Raw genomic sequence first — 18,936 nt, forward strand, 5'->3', positions numbered from 1 at the left:
TCAGCCCGTGCCGGGGCGAGGGCGTCGGGCGGACGTCCGCCGCCCGGGCCCGGCAGCGACGCTCTCCCCCGGCCGGGCCGAGGAGATCACCGGAGTGGCCGAGACCTACCCTTGGCTGACCGATGACGTCTTCGTTGCGGAGCACCTCGATGCCTGGCCTTCCTGAAACCGCCGACCGCTCCCGGGTCGTCGTCGCCGTACCGCCGGGCCTGCGGGCCCAGTTCTTCACCGCCGAGGTGTGGCAGGAGCTGGAGCGGGCGGCCGAACTCACCGTCGTCGACGACCACTCCGACCGGGCGGCGGTCGCGGCCGCCCTGCCCGGCGCCCGTGCGCTGATCACCTCGTGGCGGGCGCCGAAGGTGGATGCCGCCCTGCTGGCCCACGCGGACCGGCTGGAGCTGGTGGCGCACACCGGTTCGGCGGTCGCCCCCTATGTCACCGAGGACGTGTTCCGGCGCTCCATCCTGGTGACCCAGGCCGGCGACGAGATGGCCCGCCCGGTCGCCGAGATGGCGCTCGCCTTCACGTTGTCGCTGCTGCACCGCATCCAGCGCTTCGACCACGCGCTGCACGGAGGGCTGGAGTGGGCGGCGGCGAGCGAGGCTCCGCCGCGCCACGAGATCCACGGCAGCGACATCGGCGTGATCGGGGCCTCCCGGACCGGGCGCGCGTACATCAGGCTGGTGCGGGCGATGGGAGCGCGGGTCGGCGTGACCGATCCGTTCCTGTCGGAGGCGGACGCCCGGGAGCTCGGGGTGACGTCCGTGCCCCTGGAGACGCTGCTCTCGCGCAGCCGGATCGTGGCCGTGCACGCCCCCGTCACCGAGGAGACCCACCACATGATCGGTGCCCGGCAGCTGGCACTGATGCCGGACGGGGCGGGCCTCGTGAACACCGCCCGGTCGTGGCTGGTCGACGAGGAGGCGCTCCTCGCCGAACTGGCCACCGGCCGGCTCGATGCGGCGCTCGACGTCTTCGACGCCGAGCCGCTGCCCGTGGACCACCCCTTCCGCGGGCTGCCCAACGTGCTGCTCACCCCTCACCAGGCGGCGGGCAGCATCGAGTGCCGGCAGCGGCTGGGCACCAGCGCCGTCAACGAGGTGCTGCGGCTGCTCGCCGGACGGCCCCCGGTCCACGCGGTCACCGTCGACGCCCTCACCCGCCTGCACTGAGCCCGCTCCGCGCCCCTCCCGGTACCCGTCGGGCAGCGCTGCGGCCCGACGGGTCCCGAGCCGCCCCTCAGTCCTCCGGGAGTTCGACCGGGGCGATCTCGTCGAAGAGGTCGCCGGGGCCGGGGTTGGTGGCGTCGGTGGTCCCGCCGAACTGGTTCATCACGCCCCAGACGGCGTTCAGGGCGGTCTGCACGGCCCCCTCGGCCCAGCCGGCCGTCCAGGAGATGTCGTCGCCCGCCAGGAACAGTCCCCTCTTGTCGGCGGGCAGGCGGTCCTGCATGAAGTGGGTGAACAGCCGGCGCTGGTACCGGTAGTGGCCGGGGAGGTTGGCCTTGAACGCGCCCATGAAGTACGGCTCGTTCTCCCACGACACCGTCACCGGGTTGCCGGTGATGTGCTTGCGGATGTCCACGTTCGGATAGATCTCGCCGAGGGATTTCAGCATGACGTCCATGCGCTCGGTCGCGGAGAGCGGCAGCCACTTCAGGCTGTCGTCGCACCAGGTGTAGGACAGGCAGATGCTGGCCGGCTTGTCCGGGCCGTCGTCCAGGAGGTACGTGCCCCGGGTCATCCGGTCGGTCAGCGTCATCGACATGGCGTCGCGTCCGGTGGTCTCGTCCTTGTCCAGCCAGAACGGCCGGTCGACGGGGACGAACAGCTTGGACGACTCCATGTAGTGGGTGCGCTCCATCGCCGTCCAGTGGTCGATCGGGAAGAGCGCGTCGTCGCAGGCGATCTTGGACAGCAGCAGCCAGGACTGGCCGGTGAAGACGGCGGCCCGGAAGGTGCGGATGTCCCCGGTGGCGTCGGTGACGGTGATCCGGTTTCCGGCGGTGCGGTTCAGCCGGGTCACGGCTCCACGCGGCTCGCCGCCGTGCAGGGAGGCCAGCGAGGTGCCGAGCGGCCAGTGCACGATCTTCTGCGGTTCGCGTTCCCACAGGCGCAGCGGGAGCTGCTGGCTGCCGCCGACGATGGAGCGGTGGTGGTCGTCCGCCTCGCTGTAGACGACGCGCAGGATCTCCAGGATGGAGTTGGGGAAGTCGGTGTCCCAGCCGCCGGTGCCGAAGCCGACCTGGCCGAAGATCTCGCGGTGGCGGAAGGACTTGAAGGCGTCGGAGTCGCAGAGGAAGCCGTAGAAGGTCTGGTTGTCGAGCTTCTCGACGAGCCGGGCCCAGATCTCGCGGATCCGCGGCACGTCGCGCTCACGCATCGCCCGGTTCATGTCGGAGAAGTCGGCGCCCTCCTCCAGGCAGGCGTTCCAGGCGTCCATCACGTCGCGGTAGACCTGCGGGAGGTCGTCGATCGTCCGGGCGTAGTGCGACTCGCCCTTCAGGTCGACGACGGTCGAGGGGGTGACCGGGGAGAGCGGGTTGGGGAACGGCTTGGTCTCCAGTCCGACCAGGTCGATGTAGTGCTGGAGGGCCGTCGAGGAAGGCGGGAAGCGCATGGCGCCCATCTCGGCGGTGAGCGGTTCGCCGTCCGAGGTGCAGCCGTCGAACTCGACGGTGCGCAGCCGTCCGCCGATGCGGTCCGCCTCGTAGACGACGGGCCTCAGCCCCATCTTCATGAGTTCGTAGGCGGTGACGATGCCGGACAACCCGCCGCCGATGACGGCCACCTCGCTGCCGTGCTCGGTCGCCGGTATCTGCCCGATTCCGGCGGGGTGTGCGAGGAAGTCGTCGTACGCGTACGGGAAGTCCGGCCCGAACATGGTGATCGGCGGGGCTGCGTCGGTGTGCGGAACGGCCGGGGGCACCGTGGACGTCATGGGGTACGGACTCCTTGCGGGAAAGCGGGTGGGCGAACGGGGCGGCGTACTCAGGCGAGGGAGCCGTACAGGGCGGGGCGGCGATCGCGGAGGTAGGGATTGCCCGCGCGGGAGGCGGTCAGGAGGGCGGGGTCGACGTCCCCGATGACGAGTTCCTCACCGCGTCCGGCCCGGGTGCGGACCGTGCCGTCGGGGCCGGCGAGAGCGCTCAGGCCGACGAATTCGTAGGGCCCCTCGATGCCGGTCCGGTTGGCGTAGGCGACGTACATCTGGTTCTCGAAGGCGCGGACCGGGACGACGGACTCCGCCACGAACGGGAAGGGGTGCATCAGCGCGGTGGGCACCAGCAGCAGATCGGCGCCGGCCAGGGCGTGCGCCCGGACGTTCTCCGGGAACTCGACGTCGTAGCAGATCAGCAGGCCGATGCGGACGCCGTCGAGCTCGGCCTGGACGACCGGCTGGTCGCCCGGGGTGAACCACTGTTCCTCGAAGTCGCCGAAGAGGTGGGTCTTGCGGTAGTTGGCGAGCGCGGTGCCGTCGGGCCCGATGAGCTGCGCGGAGTTGTACAGGGTGCCGCCGTCGCGTTCGGGATAGCCGTAGTGGACGGCGACCCGGTGCCGTGCGGCGATCTCGGCGACCGCCTGGGCAGCGGGCCCGTCCGCGGCTTCGGCGAGGCGGGGCACGTCGTCCCCGATCGCGTACCCGGTCAGGAACATCTCGGGGCAGACGAGCAGCCGGGCGCCGCTCGCCGCGGCGCGTGCGGCGGCGCTCTCCAGCACGTCGAGGTTCCGGGACACCGAGCCCGGGCAGCCGGAGCTCTGGAGCAGGGCGGTGCGCAACGGCGGCATGGCTGACCTCGGACGATGCGGGCGGGGAGGGGACGTATTGACGGTACGTTCCGCGCTTCCCCCCGGACAAGGCGCGAGCGTTGCGCACCGACCGTCGATCCGTTGCGTGGGAACGCGCGGGCGCAGCGATTCATTGCACGAGGGGGGGTGGAGCCGACCCGTCCGACGACCGGGGACGGAGCCGTGGCCGAAGCACCGCGCTCCCTCCGTCACGGGCCGGCGGACCGGACCATCAGCGGGGAGCACCGCCCTGCCAGGGCCTTTCGTCCGGATCACGCCGGACTGCGGGGTCCGTCCGGAGAGGCCTGAGGGCTGTCCCGCGATTCCTGGTGGATCAGCGCGCGGCGTCGGATGCGGTGCATCGCAAGGCGGAGGGGCGCCCGCATGCGCCCGCCAGGCATTGCGGGACAGCCGTTAGCCCGGCGACCCCGACGAGTACCGCCGCAGCAACGGCGAAAGCACCAGCACGGACTTCGTCCGCTCCACGTACGGCTCGCCCGCGATCCGCTCCAGCACCTGCTCGAAATGACGCATGTCCGCCGCGAACACCTGGACGAGCGCGTCCGCGTCGCCCGTGACCGTGGACGCCGAGGCGACCTCCGGGTAGCGGGCGAGCCCTTGCTTGATGGAGTCGGGTGAGGTGTTGCGGCTGCAGTAGATCTCGATGTACCCCTCGGTCTCCCAGCCGAGCGCCGCCGGATCCACTCGGACGGTGAAACCCGTGATCGCCCCCTCGGCGCGCAGCCGGTCCACCCGGCGTTTCACCGCGGGTGCGGACAGCCCGATGATCGAGCCGATGTCGGCGTAGGAGCGGCGGGCATCTTCGGCGAGGGCATGGACGATGCGTTCGTCGAGGTCGTTCAGTCGCACGTCGTACGGGTCACTTCTCTGCGATGGCGAGGGCCGGGGCACGGCTGTTCCGGGGGCGGTGGTGCCGCCCCCGGAAGTAGACCACGGCCCGCCCCGCGGGGCGCGCTCAGCGCAGGTCGCGCCGGATCAGAAGGGGAACTGCGAGCGTCCGTGCTGCACGGAGATCCACTTCTGGGTGGTGAAGGCCTCCAGCATGGAGTCGCCGTTCAGCCGTCCGAGCCCGGAGTTCTTCTCGCCGCCGAACGGGACGATGGGCTCGTCGTGGACCGTGCCGTCGTTGATGTGGATCATGCCGGTACGGATGCGCTGCCCGACGCGGACGCCGCGCTCGATGTTGCCGGTGTGCACGGCGCCGCTCAGCCCGTACGGGGTGTCGTTGGCGATGCGGACCGCCTCGTCCTCCCCGTCGAACGGGACGAGGAGGGCGACCGGACCGAAGATCTCCTGGGACAGCACGGGGGAATCGGGCGCCAGCCCGGTGAGGACGGAGGGGCTGACGACGTTCCCGTCGGCCCGTCCGTGCAGCAGCGCGGTCGCTCCCGCCTCGACGGTCTGGTCGACGAGGGCGGAGATGGCCTCGGCCTGGGTCGAGTTGATCAGCGGGCCTATCTGGGTCGCCGGGTCGGCCGGGTCGCCCACGCGCAGGGAGGCGACCTTCGCGACGAACTTCTCGGTGAACTCCTGCTCCACCGCGCGGTCCACGAGGATGCGGTTGGCGGCCATGCAGACCTGTCCCTGGTGCACGTACCGGCTGAACACCGCCGCGTCCACGGCGTAGTCCACATCGGCGTCGTCGAGCACGATCAGCGCGCTGTTGCCGCCGAGTTCGAGCACGGAGCGCTTGAGGTTCGCCGCGCAGACCGTCGCGACGTGGCGTCCGACCTTGTCGGAGCCGGTGAAGGAGATGACCTGCGGTACCGGGTGCTCCAGGAGCGCGTCACCGATCTCCGCGATGTCGGTGACGACGACGTTCAGCAGACCGGCCGGAAGGCCGGCGTCCTCGAAGACCTTGGCGACCAGCGTGCCACCGCAGACCGGGGTGTTCTGGTGCGGCTTGAGCACCACGGCGTTGCCCAGCGCCAGGGCCGGAGCCACGGACTTCAGGGACAGCAGGAAGGGGAAGTTGAAGGGGCTGATGACCCCGACCACGCCGACGGGCACCCGGTAGACCCGGTTCTCCTTGCCCGGGGTGGGCGAGGGCAGGATCTGCCCGGTGGAACCCAGCGCGAGCCGGCTCGCCTCACGCAGGAACTCCTTGGCCAGGTGCAGTTCGAAGGCCGCCTTCAGCCGGGTGCCGCCGAGCTCGGCGACGATCGCGTCGCCGATCTCCTCCTCGCGCTCCTCCACGATCCGCAGGGCTTTCTCCAGCACCGCCCGCCGGGCGTACGGGTTGGTGTCCGCCCAGGCCTGCTGAGCGGTCTCCGCCGCACGGTAGGCCTGGTCCACCTCGTCGGCCGTGGCGACCGTGATGGAAGCGAGCTTCTCCCCGTCGAACGGGTTGAAGTCGATGATGTCCCAGGACCCCTTGCCCGGCCTCCACTCTCCGTCGATGTACTGATGGGCCAGGTCAGTGAAGAAGGACATGAGATCCCTTACCGCAGAGTGGCGGGCAGCTGAGTGGGATTCATATTACTTATTTCTCGGCGCAGTTGGTACGGATCCCGGCCCGCCCCGGGGCGCCCCCTTCGAGCCGTGCCCGGCCCTCGATCGCCTGGAAGACAACCGTGCCCCCGCCGGCTCGAACAGCCGGCGGGGGCACGGTGGATGCGCGCGGGAAGGATCAGTTCCAGCTGGCGTGCAGCGGCTTGCCCTCCGCGTAACCGGCGGCGCTCTGCACTCCCACGACCGCCTTCTCCGCGAACTCCGCGAGGGAGCCTGCGCCGGCGTAGGTGCAGGAGGAACGGACGCCCGCGATGATCGAGTCCACCAGGTCCTCGACGCCCGGGCGGGACGGGTCCAGGAACATCCGCGAGGTGGAGATGCCCTCCTCGAAGAGCGCCTTGCGGGCCCGGTCGTACGCCGACTCGTCGGAGGTGCGGTTCTTCACGGCGCGCGCGGACGCCATGCCGAAGGACTCCTTGTAGAAGCGCCCGTCCGCGGACTGCTGGAGGTCGCCGGGCGACTCGTACGTCCCCGCGAACCAGGAGCCGATCATCACGTTGGAGGCGCCGGCGGCGAGCGCCATGGCCACGTCGCGCGGGTGGCGGACGCCGCCGTCGGCCCAGACGTGCTTGCCGTACTTCTTCGCCTCGGCGGCGCACTCCAGGACCGCGGAGAACTGGGGCCGGCCCACACCGGTCATCATCCGGGTGGTGCACATGGCGCCGGGCCCGACACCGACCTTGATGATGTCGGCGCCGGCCTCGATGAGGTCGCGCACACCCTCGGCGGCGACGATGTTGCCGGCGACGATCGGCACCTGGGGATCCAGCGCCCGCACGGCGCGCACCGCGTTGATCATGGATTCCTGGTGCCCGTGCGCGGTGTCGACGACGAGGGTGTCGGCGCCGGCGTCGAGGAGCTGCTTGGCCTTGCCCGCCACGTCGCCGTTGATCCCGACGGCGGCCGCGATCCGCAGCCTGCCCGCCGCGTCGGTGGCGGGCGTGTAGAGGGTGGCCCGCAGCGCGGCCTTGCGAGTGAGGATGCCGGCGAGCCTGCCGTCCGCGTCGACCGCGGGGGCGAGCTTGCGGTTGGCTCCGTCGAGCTTGTTGAAGGCGTCGCGGGGGTCGATGTCCGCCTCCAGCAGCACCAGGTCCCTCGACATGACCTCGGAGAGCTGGGTGAAGCGGTCGACGCCGGTCAGGTCGTGCTCGGTGACCACGCCGACGGGACGGTAGTCGCTGTCGACGACGACCCCGGCGCCGTGGGCACGCTTGGGCAACAGCGACAGGGCGTCGGCGACCGTCTGGCCGGGGGCCAGCACGATGGGGGTGTCGAGCACGAGGTGGCGCGTTTTCACCCAGGTGATGACCTCGGTGACGACCTCGATCGGGATGTCCTGCGGGATGACGACGAGCCCACCGCGACGAGCGATGGTTTCGGCCATCCGGCGGCCGGCGATGGCCGTCATGTTCGCGACGACGAGCGGGATGGTGGTGCCGGTGCCATCGGGCGAGGACAGGTCGACCCCCTGGCGGGATCCGACCGCCGACCTGCCCGGAACCATGAAGACGTCGTCGTACGTGAGGTCGTACGGGACGGCGGGAGACTCTGTGTATCGACCGGTGCCGGGCTCAAGAAAACGCATAACACTCATTTTTTCATACGAAATGGCGCAGGTCGTTTCCACGAAGACACAGCAAATGACTCCCGCCTTCGTATGTTCCTCCAAGGAACAGTTCGGGAGTCCCGGGCAAGTGGAACCTGCCTTACCCGCAGACCTTACCCGAGGGGTGTCTCCCTCATTCGCGATCATCTTCCCTGGACCTGGTGACTGGGGGTCAGGTAGCTTCAAACGCGCAGGTCCCGCGGGTCCCCCAACACCCCGGAGCATCAGGCGGAACCATCACAACTGCCGCCACACGTACGACCGGAGAGGATGGCGACCCGCCGTGGAGAGCGAACTTCCGGACATCTACTGCCCGTTCCCCCAGCGCACGAACCCGCACGTCGCCCACGTACGGGAACACCTCGACACCTGGACCCGCAACACCGGCCTGGTGCACCGGGATTCAGCCAGGGAACGCTTCGAGCAGGCGGACTTCGGGGCCTTCGTCGGCATGGTCTACCCGACCGCCGACAGCAGGAATCTGGACCTCGTCGCCGACTGGTTCGTCTGGCTGTTTCTCGTCGACGACCAACTGGACGACGGGCATCTGGGCCGCAGCCCCGAGCGGGTACGCGACGTCGTCGCGCTGATGCAGTCCGTGGTCGAGGGAGCCGGCACCGGCACCCTGGCGAACGAGCAGCTGCCGGCCGCGGTCGTCGCGCTGGCGGACCTGTGGGAACGCACGACGCCGGCCGCGGCGGCCCACTGGCGGCGGCGCTTCGCCTGGCACCTGATGACGTACCTCACCACGGCCACCACCTGGGAGGCCGGGAACCGCGCGAACGGTGTGATCCCTTCCGAGGCGACGTACATCGAGAAGCGCCGCCACACGGGCGCGATACACGTCTGCATGGACCTGATAGAGATCGTGGCCGGCATCGAGGCGCCCGAGTCGATCCACAACGACCCGCGCTTCATCACCGCGCTCGAAGCCTCGTGCAACGTCGTCTGCTGGGCCAACGACGTGTACTCGTACGAGAAGGAACAGGTGCTCGGCGAGATCCACAACCTCGTCCACCTGGTCCGGCACCACCGCGGCCTGGGCAAACAGCAGGCGCTGGAGCTCGTCTGCGCGGAGATCGCCACGGAGACCGAGCGCTTCCTGACCGCTCAGTCCGAGCTGCTGACCGCCTACCCGCAGCTCGCGTGGATGCTGGAGCCGTATCTGGACGGGATGCGGAGCTGGATGCGCGGCAACCTGGACTGGTCCCGGCAGACACCGCGCTACAACCCGGCCGACGTCAGCCAGTACAAGGAGCCGGAGCAGTATCTGGAGGCGACGGTCCTCGGCGTCCGGCAGGACTGACCGGGGGCGCGGCCGAGCAGACGGGAGGGGGCGGGCGGTGATCACACCGCCCGCCCCCTCCCGTCGTGTTCCCGCTCAGACCCCGTCAGGGTCGGCCCGCTCGAGCGCGGGCCGACGCGGCGCGGCCGATTCCGTCAGCAGGTAGTCCGCCGCCGCCGTGTCGGTCACCAGGCTGGTGACGAGACCGGACCGCAGCACCGCGCCGATCGCCGCGGCCTTGCGCTGGCCGCCGGCGATCGCCACCACCTCGGGGATCCGGCGCAGCCGGTCCGCCTCGACCGTGATGCAGCGCTCACCGAGGTCCCGGCCGACCCGCCGCCCGTCCGCGTCGAAGAGGTGGGCCGACATCTCGGCGGCCACTCCCAGGGAGGCGTAGTGCTCGCGCTCCTCGTCGGAGAGCATGTCGTGGACCGTGGAGATGCCGGGCTCCCAGGAGCCGATGGAGACGGCCGCGACCGTCACCTTGTCGAAGTACTCGAAGGCGCGCGCGATGCCCGTCTGGTGGCGCAGAGCGGCCGCCGTCGCCGGGTCCGGGAGCAGCATCGGGGCGTAGATCGGATGAGCCTCTCCGCCGGAGACCTGCGCGGCGCGCCGCACGGCCTCCACCGAGCCGCGCTCGGCCGTCCCCGCGTCGTACACGCCGGTGAGCTGCACGACCGTGCAGGGCGGCAGCCGGTCGAGGGCGGCCGCCATGTGGATGGTGGACCGCCCCCAGGCGAGCCCGAGCACATCGCCCTCGTTCACCAGTTCGCCGAGCAGGTCGGCCGCGACCTCACCCAGGTTCTCCGGATCGGCGGCGTCGTCCTGCTCCTCCGCCGGGGATTCGACCACGACCGCGTGGCGCAGCCCGTAGCGGGCGCGGAGCGCGTCCGAGCGCTCGGCGTCCAGCTCCGCGGGGACCCGGATCTCGATGCGTACGAGGTCACGCTCCAGGGCCGTCTCCAGTACCCGGGCCACCTTGAAGCGGCTGACGCCGAACTCCTCGGCGATCTGGATCTTGGATTTGCCCTCGAGGTAGAAGCGGCGGGCCATGGCCGCCGCCTGCACCAGCTCCGCGGGCCCCATCCGCAGGGCGGACCGGCCCGCCGACATTGCAGACACCGCGTTCTCCTCACTGCTGTTCACGCTCGATACGCCGTCATCCTGTCAGATACGGCGATCCTTGATCGGTCCCGTCGGACCGCGTTCATCTGCACGTGGCCCGGCCGACGTGTGATCGGGGACCCGGAACGGGTGCCGGCGCCGTAGCCGGCGTCAGTGGCCGCACGCCCATCCCGCCGAGGCGATGACCCCGTCGGCCTTGGCGCGCAGCGCCCGGACGGCTCCGGCCGGGTCGTCGGCGCCGTACACGGCGGAACCGGCGACGAAGACATCCGCGCCCGCCTCCGCGCAGCGTTCGATGGTGGACTCGGAAACCCCGCCGTCGACCTGGAGCCACAGTTCGAGTCCGTGCTTGGAGATCAGCTCACGGGTGCGGCGGATCTTCGGCAGCATGATGTCGAGGAACGACTGGCCGCCGAAGCCCGGCTCCACCGTCATGATCAGCAGCATGTCGAGCTCGGGGAGCAGGTCCTCGTACGGCTCGATGGGCGTCGCCGGCTTGAGCGCCATGGACGCGCGGGCGCCCTTCGCCCGGATCTCGCGCGCCAGCCGGACGGGAGCCGCCGCGGCCTCCACGTGGAAGGTGACGGAACCCGCCCCCGCCTCGACGTACTGCGGGGCCCAGCGGTCCGCGTCCTCGATCATCAGATGGCAGTCCAGCGGCGTGCTGGTGGCCCTGCTGAGCGATTCCACGATCGGGACGCCGAGCGTCAGATTGGGCACGAAATGGTTGTCCATGACATCGACATGGAGCCAGTCGGCGCCTTCGACGGCCTGCGCCTCGTCGGCGAGACGTGCGAAGTCGGCGGAAAGAATGCTGGGGTTGATCTGGGCCATGGGTCAAGCCTGCCATGTTCTGGGGCACTTCCCCGCTTCGGTGTGTTCCAAAGACTCACGGGATCATTACAGTTCACGCATTCCAGGTCTTTTCGCCCCCGGTCCGGGAGGCCGGGGCTCAGCCGGTACGCCTCAGCAGAGCCAGGTACATCGCGTCGGTGCCGTGCAGATGCGGCCAGAGCTGGACGTCCGGCCCGTCGCCCAGGGCGGCCACGCCCGGCATCAGCGGGCGGGCGTCCACCCACTCGGCCTCGACGGGCGCGCCGCCGCGGCCCTTCAGCACGTCCTCGACCACGACCCGTGTCTCAGCCAGGTGCGGTGAGCACGTCGCGTATCCGACGACGCCGCCGACCCGTACGGCCTTCAGCGCCTCCCGCAGCAGACCGCGCTGCAGGGGCGCGAAGCTCTCCAGATCCTCCTTGCGGCGGCGCCAGCGGGCCTCCGGACGGCGGCGCAGCGCACCGAGACCCGAGCAGGGGACGTCCATCAGGATCCGGTCGAAGGTGTCGGGCAGCCACGGCGGGCGGGTCCCGTCCGCCGTGATCACCTGGTACGGGCCGGGGTTGCCGGCCAGCGAACGCTCGACGAGGCGGGCCCGGTGGGGCTGCTTCTCGGCGGCGAGCAGGGCGGCCCCGCGGCCCGCGGCGAGGGCGGCCAGCAGCGCGGCCTTGCCGCCCGGGCCGGCGCAGCCGTCGAGCCAGCGGGTGTCTCTGCCTTCCAGCGGGGCGTTGGCGAGGGCGGCGGCGACGAGCTGGCTGCCCTCGTCCTGGACGCCGGCCCGGCCTTCCTGCACGGCCGTCAGGGCGCCGGGCTCGCCGCCCTCGGCCATCCGCACGGCGTACGGGGACCAGCGGCCCGGCAGGCCGTTCTCCTCGCCGAGCGCGTCGAGCAGCTCCTCCGTGGTGGAACGCCCGGGGCGGGCGACCAGAGTGACCTCGGGCCGCTCGTTGTCGGCCTCCAGGAGGTCCTCGATGCCGGCGCGGCCACCGCCCAGCGCGTCCCAGAGGGCCGAGACGACCCACCGGGGGTGCGAGTGGACGACCGCCAGGTGGTCCTCGGCGTCGTCCTCGTAGGAGGGGGCGACCCGCGCCACCCAGCCCTCGAGGTCGTCCGCGGACACCTTGCGCAGCACGGCGTTGACGAACTTGGCGCGCCCCTCGCCGAGCACCACGCGGGCCAGCTCCACGCTCGCGGAGACCGCGGCGTGGGTCGGGATGCGGGTGCCCAGCAGCTGGTGCACGCCCATGTTCAGGACGTCCAGGACGGGCGGGTCGACCTCGACCAGCGGCCGGTCGATGCAGGCCGCGACGATCGCGTCGTACGTGCCCTGGCGGCGCAGCGTCCCGTAGACGAGTTCGGTCGCCAGAGCCGCGTCCCGGTTGTCGAAGTCGCCCTTGGCCCGGGCCTTCTTCAGCAGCGGAGGGAGAACGAGGTTGGCGTAGGCGTCGCGTTCGTCCACCGCCCTGAGGGCCTCGAAGGCGAGGAACCGCACCGGATCCTTCTGGGGGCGGCGGTGCGGCTTGGCGGGACGGCGACGCGGCTGGTCGTTCACGTGAAAGGTGCTCCGCTGATGGTGAGAGGGCGAACCCTCCCAGCCTACGTCCCCGCCCCGGCCCGCCGGTCCGTCAGCTGCCCAGGAGCTCGCCGGGGACGATGCGCACCCCGCGCGCCCAGTCCGCGGCACGCATCGGCTTCTTGCCCTGCGGCTGGACCCAGAGCAGCTCGATCGCGTGCGATCCGGTGCCCACGAAGACGTTGTTCTTGGCGGCGGACAGCTCGCCGGGCGCCAGATGGGCCCGGTCCACGGCGGGCACGGCCTGGATCAGCTTGAGGCGCTCCCCGCGGAAGAGGGTCCACGCACCGGGCGCCGGGGTGCAGCCGCGGACCACCCGGTCGACGCGCAGGGCGGGCGCCGACCACTGGACCTGGGCGTCCTCGACGGTGATCTTCGGCGCGAGGGTGACCCCCTCGGCGGGCTGCGGGACCGCGTGCAGGGTGCCGTCCTCGATGCCGTCCATCGTGGCGGCGAGGAGACCGGCTCCGGCGAAGGCCAGCCGGGTCAGCAGATCGCCGCTGGTGTCGGTGGGCCGCACCACTTCGGTGAGCACGCCGTAGACCGGCCCGGAGTCGAGCCCCTCCTCGATGAGGAAGGTGGAGGCCCCCGTCACCTCGTCCCCCGCCATGACCGCGTGCTGCACGGGCGCGGCGCCGCGCCAGGCGGGCAGCAGGGAGAAGTGGAGATTGACCCAGCCGCGGGCCGGGACGTCGAGTGCGGCCTTGGGCAGCAGAGCCCCGTAGGCGACCACGGGGCAGCAGTCCGGCGCGATCTCCCGGAGCCTCGCCAGGAACGCCTCGTCCCTGGGCCTGGCCGGCTTGAGCACCTCGATCCCGGCCTCCTCCGCGCGCTCGGCCACGGGACTGGCCACCAGCCGGCGACCGCGCCCCGCGGGCGCGTCCGGCCTCGTCACGACCGCGGCCACCTCATGGCGGCCGGAGGCGATCAGGGCGTCCAGTGCGGGTACGGCTACCTCGGGGGTGCCTGCGAAGACGAGCTTCATGGGTGGCTGACTGCCTCTCAGGCGGAACGTTACGGTGACGAGCAACGCACCAGTCTATGGGCCCTGGGCCCGAGCGGCCGCCGGGGGGCGTACGCACCGTTGCGCGCCCCTCGCGTGTGCGTATACGCCCCCGGAGCGTGACCAGATCCCCCGGTGAGGCGTTGGTCAAGAGAGATTGACCGAAGCGAGCCGCCCTGGTGCGGCCCGATCCCTTTCAACGCCGGTTCGAGAGGCTTCTTCATGGCCGACCACGCAACCCACGACGCCCAAGCGCGGGCCAGCCTGCATCTTCTGGTGCGGGACATCGAGCGGGTTCGGCGGCAGGTGGACGCACTGCGCACACTCACCGCCCAGCTGGGCAATGTCTACCGTCCACGCCGCTCCGGACCCTCCGCGGGCTTCGTCGTCTACGGCAGGGCCCCGGCCCCCACCGTCAGGCTCGCCCAGGAACTGCGGGACAGCGTCGAGACCCTGGTCACGGCGGCGGTGGACTTCGACCGTTCGCTGGGCTTCTCCTGGGACGCGGTGGGCTCCGCGCTCGGAGTCACCAAGCAGGCGGTCCACCGTCGCTACGGCGCACGGCGCGCGGCCCCCCAGCCGGTGGCGGCCGAGGGTGCCCCGGAGAGCGCTCCCGCGCTGCCGTCCGTCCCGGCCGCGCGCTCGATGCCGCCGCAGCCGTCGGCGGAGCGGGCGCCTTCGCGCGAGGACCTGCGCCCGGGCGCGTTCCCCGGACCGCGCAACGGCTGAGCCTTGCCCTGTGCGTGTGCCCTTGCGGGGTCCGGGTGCTCCGTGCTCCGCGGGGCGGCGGTGCTCCGGCGGGCCGGTTCCGTCCTCAATCGCCGGACGGGCTTGGCGGTGCGGGTCCCCTGCGGGGTGCGGGTCCCCTTGCGGGGGTGCGGGTGCTCCGCGGGGCGGCGGGGTTCCGTCCTCAATCGCCGGACGGGCTGTGGGGGTGCGGGTGCGCCGTGTTGTGCGGGCCTTCGCCTCTGTCCGGTGGGTGGGGGTGGGGTCCCTCCGGGGAGACTCCTCAGAAATGGCATGTGCGACCCGGCGGTAAAACAACCCGAGTCGTACGCCATTTCCTGCGGGGACTCCCCTGCACGCCCCCACCCGGCCTCGTCTGCGTCTGCACACCGGCGAGACGACGGCCGCAGACGCAAGACGGGCAGGGTTCGGGGGCGTGCAGGGGAGTCCCCGCAGGACGACAAACATCGACCCGGGTCCGCTGCGTACCGGCGGAACGTTCGTCGTTTGAGGAGACGCCCCGGAGGGACCCCGAACCCCCACCCACCGGACATGGGCGCCTCCGCAGCACGGAGCACCCGCGCATCTCAAGCCCGTCCGGCGATTGAGGACGGAACCCCGCGCCCCGGAAAAGGGCAACCACGACAAGGCACCGCCCCCCGCAGGGGCCCGCACCCCGCAGAGGCCCCGCACACCCCAAGCCCGTCCGGCGATTGAGGACGGAACCCCGCGCCCCGGCAAAGGGCAACCAAAACAGGGCGCCGCGCCCCGCAACGGACCCGCCCCCCGCAGGGACCCGCACTCCGCAAGGGCCGGGCAGGTTGCCGTTAGCCGATGTCTGGCGGGTCCACCCGGATCCGGACCGGGCCCGCGCCGCCCCCGCGGGACATCCGCGCGGCCTGGGCCGCCTTCAGCGCGGCCGCCAGTGCCGCCCCGCTGCCTGGTGGCACCCTGATCAGGGCCCGTTCCCACGCCTCGCCCACCGGCGCGTCGGAGGGGCGGCGGGGACGGCCGGGCTCGCCTCCCGGGACCGGCACCGGACCGAGCACCTCCGCATCCGGCGGCAGCTCCGCGGCGGACAGGAACGCGGCGAGCGCCTCGGGTGTCCCGGTGACCGACGCCATCCGGGACACCGGGGGGAAGCCCAGCTCGGACCGGTCCGCGAGTTCGCGCCGGGCGTGTCCGACCGGGTCCCAGCGCACCAGAGCCTGGACGGGCCGCAGCGTCGGCTCGGCGACGATCACCACCGTGCCGCCCTCCGGCTGGCCCCGGACCAGCGCGGCGGCGGCCGTCCAGCGGCGCAGCGCCTCCTCACCGGCCCGCAGGTCGGGGCGGCCGACCATCGCCCAGCCGTCCAGGAGGAGCGCCGCCGTGTACCCGCCCTCGGCGACCGGCTCCGCGCCCGGGGTGCTGACGACCAGGGCGGGCTGGTCGGGCACCGAGTCCAGGACGTGGTCGCGGCCGGAGGTCCGTACCGGCACCGCCGGAAAGGCACGGCCCAGCTCCTCGGCGGTACGGCGGGCTCCGACGATCTGGGCGCGGAGCCGGCGGGAGCCGCAGGCGACACAGTGCCAGGACGTCTCGGCGCGCCCGCACCAGGCGCAGTTCAGGTCCTGCTGGTCGGGCGCCTCCAGCGGCCCCGCGCAGTGCCGGCACCGGGCGGGCTCCCGGCACCGCTCGCAGGCCAGCCGGGGGGCGTAGCCGCGGCGCGGCACCTGCACCAGCACGGGGCCCGAGCGCAGTCCGTCGCGGACCGTCTGCCAGGCCAGGCTCGGGAGCCGGGCTGCCCTGGCCGCACCGTCCCGGGCGAGTTCGCCGTCGCCGACGGTGCGGACGAGGGGGGCGGCGATCCGCAGCTGTTCCCGGTCCGCGCGCAGCGGCAGCGCCCAGCCGGTCTCGACCAGCTGCGCGGCCTCCACGGTGCAGCTCGTGCCGCCCAGCAGGAAGGCGCAGCGGCCGTGCGCGGCCCGCAGCTCCAGGACCTCGCGGACGTGCGGGAAGGGGGCGTTGTCGTCGCTGTGGCTGGAGTCCCCGTCGTCCCAGATCGCCACCAGGCCGAGATCGGCGACGGGCGCGAACATGGCGGCCCTCGTCCCGACGACCGCCCGGACGGAGCCGCGGCTCACGGCGAGCCACTCCCGGTAGCGCTTCTCGGGCCCTGATCCCGCCGTCAGCAGGGCGTGGCGGCCTTCGCCGAGCAGCCCGGTCAAGGCAGCGTCGACGCGGCCGGCTGTCCGCCCGTCGGGTACGACGACCAGGGCGCCGCGTCCCGAGGAGAGCGTCGCGGCGACGGCGGCGGCCAGCTCCTGCGGCCAGTGCGGTCCCGGCAGCGCGGTCCAGACGGCCCTGGGCGCGCCCCCGTCGGCCAGGGCGGTCAGGAAGGCGGGGCCCTGCGCGTACCGCTGCCAGGTGCCGGGCGCGGGTGGCGGGGGCGGTGGCAGCGGCTCCGGCGCCGGCTTGGCCTCGGCCCGGGCGTTCCTCGGCGGGATCGCGAGCTGGAGGACGTCGGCGAGGCTGCCGGCATAGCGGTCGGCGACGGCGCGCGCGAGGGAGAGCAGCTCCGGGCTCAGGACGGGTTCGGGCGAGACGACGGAGGCCAGCGCGGCCAGCGCCCCGGTGTAGTCGGACTCGGCCAGCCGCTCGACCAGGAATCCGTCGATGAGGCCGCCGCCCTCGCGGCGCCCGCCGCGGACGTTGCGCCCTCCGGCCCCGAACCGCACCCGTACCCGCACGCCGGGCTGCGCCTGGGCGTCGAGCTCCTCGGGGACGGCGTAGTCGAAGTACTGGTCGAGGTGGAGCGCCCCCTTGTTGACCAGTACCCGGGCGACGGGCAGCTCCTTGGCGAGTGCGGCACCGCGCCAGGTCCGCGGTTTGGCGCGGGGCACGTCGGCCCGGCGCACGGTCTCCCGGATCAGCGCGAGTTGCTCCGGGGCCCCGGCGCCGGGCTCGTCGGACCGCTTGTCGTCGCTGCTCACAGCCAAATTCCTACCAGACACCACTGACACTCGACGCCACGCGCCGGAGCCCGGACACCGTGACGGCATCCGGGCTCCGGCGGTACGACGGGGCAGGCGGCGGGCTTAAAGGCCCGCGGCCTTGCGCAGTGCGTCCACGCGGTCGGTGCGCTCCCAGGTGAAGTCGGGGAGCTCCCGGCCGAAGTGGCCGTACGCCGCGGTCTGGGCGTAGATCGGGCGCAGCAGGTCGAGGTCGCGGATGATCGCGGCCGGGCGGAGGTCGAAGACCTCGCCGATGGCGTGCTCGATCTTCTCGGTCTCGACGGAGGCCGTGCCGAAGGTCTCGACGAAGAGGCCGACCGGCTCGGCCTTGCCGATGGCGTACGCGACCTGCACCTCGCACCGGGCCGCGAGGCCCGCCGCGACGACGTTCTTGGCGACCCAGCGCATCGCGTACGCGGCGGAGCGGTCCACCTTCGACGGGTCCTTGCCCGAGAAGGCGCCGCCACCGTGACGGGCCATGCCGCCGTACGTGTCGATGATGATCTTGCGTCCGGTCAGGCCGGCGTCGCCCATCGGGCCGCCGATCTCGAAACGCCCGGTCGGGTTGACCAGCAGGCGGTAGCCCTCCGTGTCGAGCTTGATGCCGTCCTCGATCAGCTGGTTCAGGACGTGCTCGACGACGAACTCGCGGATGTCGGGTGCGAGCAGCGAGTCGAGGTCGATGTCGCTCGCGTGCTGCGAGGAGACGACGACCGTGTCGAGACGGACGGCCTTGTCACCGTCGTACTCGATGGTGACCTGGGTCTTTCCGTCGGGGCGCAGGTACGGGATGGTCCCGTTCTTGCGGACCTCGGAGAGCCGGCGCGACAGCCGGTGCGCGAGGTGGATCGGCAGCGGCATCAGCTCGGGCGTCTCGTCGCAGGCGTAACCGAACATCAGGCCCTGGTCGCCCGCGCCCTGCTTGTCGAGCTCGTCCTCATCGCCTTCGACACGCTGCTCGTACGCCGTGTCGACGCCCTGCGCGATGTCGGGCGACTGCGCGCCGATGGACACCGAGACACCGCACGAGGCGCCGTCGAAGCCCTTCTTGGAGGAGTCGTAGCCGATCTCCAGGATCTTGTCGCGCACCAGCTGGGCGATCGGGGCGTAGGCCTTGGTCGTGACCTCACCCGCGACGTGCACCAGACCGGTGGTGATCAAGGTCTCGACGGCGACACGCGACGTCGGGTCCTCACGCAGAAGCGCATCGAGAATGGTGTCGCTGATCTGGTCAGCGATCTTGTCGGGGTGACCCTCGGTGACGGACTCCGAGGTGAAGAGACGGCGGGACACATCGCTCCCTGGGGTTGCAGCGGCTGCTGGCTGATCATGGGCGGCCGGCCCGGGAGCTGCGCCCGAGTACGAACCGGGGCCAGTTTATCGGTCGGCTCCGGCTGCCGGACAGCGTGTCTCGCCCTTTGGGAGATCTGTGACATGTGACACCGGTGCCCGGAGGTCCCGTGAACGC

General features: G+C 72.0%; 14 protein-coding genes. 3 read left to right on the forward strand and 11 right to left on the reverse strand.

Annotated elements, in window-relative coordinates:
- Positions 1–149 precede the first annotated feature (149 nt).
- Entirely contained in the window at positions 150–1,172 is a 1,023-nt protein-coding gene (locus tag E6R60_RS16970; protein WP_136327409.1) for a hydroxyacid dehydrogenase, read from the forward strand.
- 67 nt (positions 1,173–1,239) lie between these two features.
- On the opposite strand, the gene E6R60_RS16975 is transcribed toward E6R60_RS16970, so the two are convergent.
- The 5 genes from E6R60_RS16975 to E6R60_RS16995 all read right to left on the reverse strand — a co-directional run bounded on the left by E6R60_RS16975 (position 1,240) and on the right by E6R60_RS16995 (position 7,905).
- Positions 1,240–2,940: an NAD(P)/FAD-dependent oxidoreductase gene (locus E6R60_RS16975; protein WP_136327410.1), complete on the reverse strand. Its 1,701-nt coding sequence runs from the start codon at positions 2,938–2,940 to the stop codon at positions 1,240–1,242.
- A 50-nt stretch (positions 2,941–2,990) separates the two neighbouring features.
- Positions 2,991–3,788, reverse strand: a complete 798-nt coding sequence (locus tag E6R60_RS16980) for a carbon-nitrogen hydrolase family protein (protein ID WP_136327411.1) — start codon at positions 3,786–3,788, stop codon at positions 2,991–2,993.
- A gap of 414 nt (positions 3,789–4,202) precedes the next feature.
- Complete coding sequence (locus tag E6R60_RS16985; protein ID WP_093709736.1) at positions 4,203–4,658, reverse strand: Lrp/AsnC family transcriptional regulator; 456 nt, start codon at positions 4,656–4,658, stop codon at positions 4,203–4,205.
- Between the two features lie 126 nt (positions 4,659–4,784).
- Positions 4,785–6,242, reverse strand: coding sequence for an aldehyde dehydrogenase family protein (locus tag E6R60_RS16990; protein WP_136327412.1), 1,458 nt, complete (start codon positions 6,240–6,242; stop codon positions 4,785–4,787).
- A gap of 196 nt (positions 6,243–6,438) precedes the next feature.
- Positions 6,439–7,905: a GuaB1 family IMP dehydrogenase-related protein gene (locus tag E6R60_RS16995; RefSeq protein ID WP_136327413.1), complete on the reverse strand. Its 1,467-nt coding sequence runs from the start codon at positions 7,903–7,905 to the stop codon at positions 6,439–6,441.
- Positions 7,906–8,209: 304 nt separating this feature from the next.
- Between E6R60_RS16995 and E6R60_RS17000 the strand changes: the two genes are divergently transcribed.
- Positions 8,210–9,232 carry a terpene cyclase gene (locus E6R60_RS17000; RefSeq protein ID WP_136327414.1) on the forward strand — a complete coding sequence of 341 codons (1,023 nt, stop codon included), beginning with the start codon at positions 8,210–8,212 and terminating at the stop codon, positions 9,230–9,232.
- Positions 9,233–9,307: 75 nt separating this feature from the next.
- Here E6R60_RS17000 and E6R60_RS17005 read toward each other — a convergent pair whose 3' ends face one another.
- From E6R60_RS17005 to fmt, 4 genes are all read right to left on the reverse strand, one after another.
- The gene (locus E6R60_RS17005) at positions 9,308–10,324 is read right to left on the reverse strand and encodes a sugar-binding domain-containing protein (protein WP_136327549.1); all 1,017 of its coding nucleotides are present in this window, start codon (positions 10,322–10,324) and stop codon (positions 9,308–9,310) included.
- A gap of 162 nt (positions 10,325–10,486) precedes the next feature.
- Entirely contained in the window at positions 10,487–11,170 is a 684-nt protein-coding gene (gene rpe / locus E6R60_RS17010) for a ribulose-phosphate 3-epimerase (RefSeq protein ID WP_136327415.1), read from the reverse strand.
- A 118-nt stretch (positions 11,171–11,288) separates the two neighbouring features.
- On the reverse strand, positions 11,289–12,722 hold the full coding sequence (locus tag E6R60_RS17015; RefSeq protein ID WP_136327416.1) for a transcription antitermination factor NusB: 1,434 nt from the start codon (positions 12,720–12,722) through the stop codon (positions 11,289–11,291).
- A 73-nt stretch (positions 12,723–12,795) separates the two neighbouring features.
- Positions 12,796–13,728, reverse strand: coding sequence for a methionyl-tRNA formyltransferase (fmt, locus tag E6R60_RS17020; protein WP_136327417.1), 933 nt, complete (start codon positions 13,726–13,728; stop codon positions 12,796–12,798).
- A 240-nt stretch (positions 13,729–13,968) separates the two neighbouring features.
- On the opposite strand from fmt, the gene E6R60_RS17025 reads away from it, so the two are divergent.
- Positions 13,969–14,475 (forward strand): hypothetical protein, encoded by a 507-nt coding sequence (locus tag E6R60_RS17025; RefSeq protein ID WP_136327418.1) that lies wholly within the window; start codon positions 13,969–13,971, stop codon positions 14,473–14,475.
- Between the two features lie 824 nt (positions 14,476–15,299).
- On the opposite strand, the gene E6R60_RS17030 is transcribed toward E6R60_RS17025, so the two are convergent.
- Positions 15,300–17,447 carry a primosomal protein N' gene (locus E6R60_RS17030; protein ID WP_136327419.1) on the reverse strand — a complete coding sequence of 716 codons (2,148 nt, stop codon included), beginning with the start codon at positions 17,445–17,447 and terminating at the stop codon, positions 15,300–15,302.
- 105 nt (positions 17,448–17,552) lie between these two features.
- Complete coding sequence (gene metK, locus E6R60_RS17035; protein ID WP_136327420.1) at positions 17,553–18,761, reverse strand: methionine adenosyltransferase; 1,209 nt, start codon at positions 18,759–18,761, stop codon at positions 17,553–17,555.
- Positions 18,762–18,936 lie beyond the last annotated feature (175 nt).

Origin of the sequence: Streptomyces sp. A0642, from assembly GCF_004795105.1 — a bacterium.
Classification (GTDB): Bacteria; Actinomycetota; Actinomycetes; order Streptomycetales; family Streptomycetaceae; genus Streptomyces.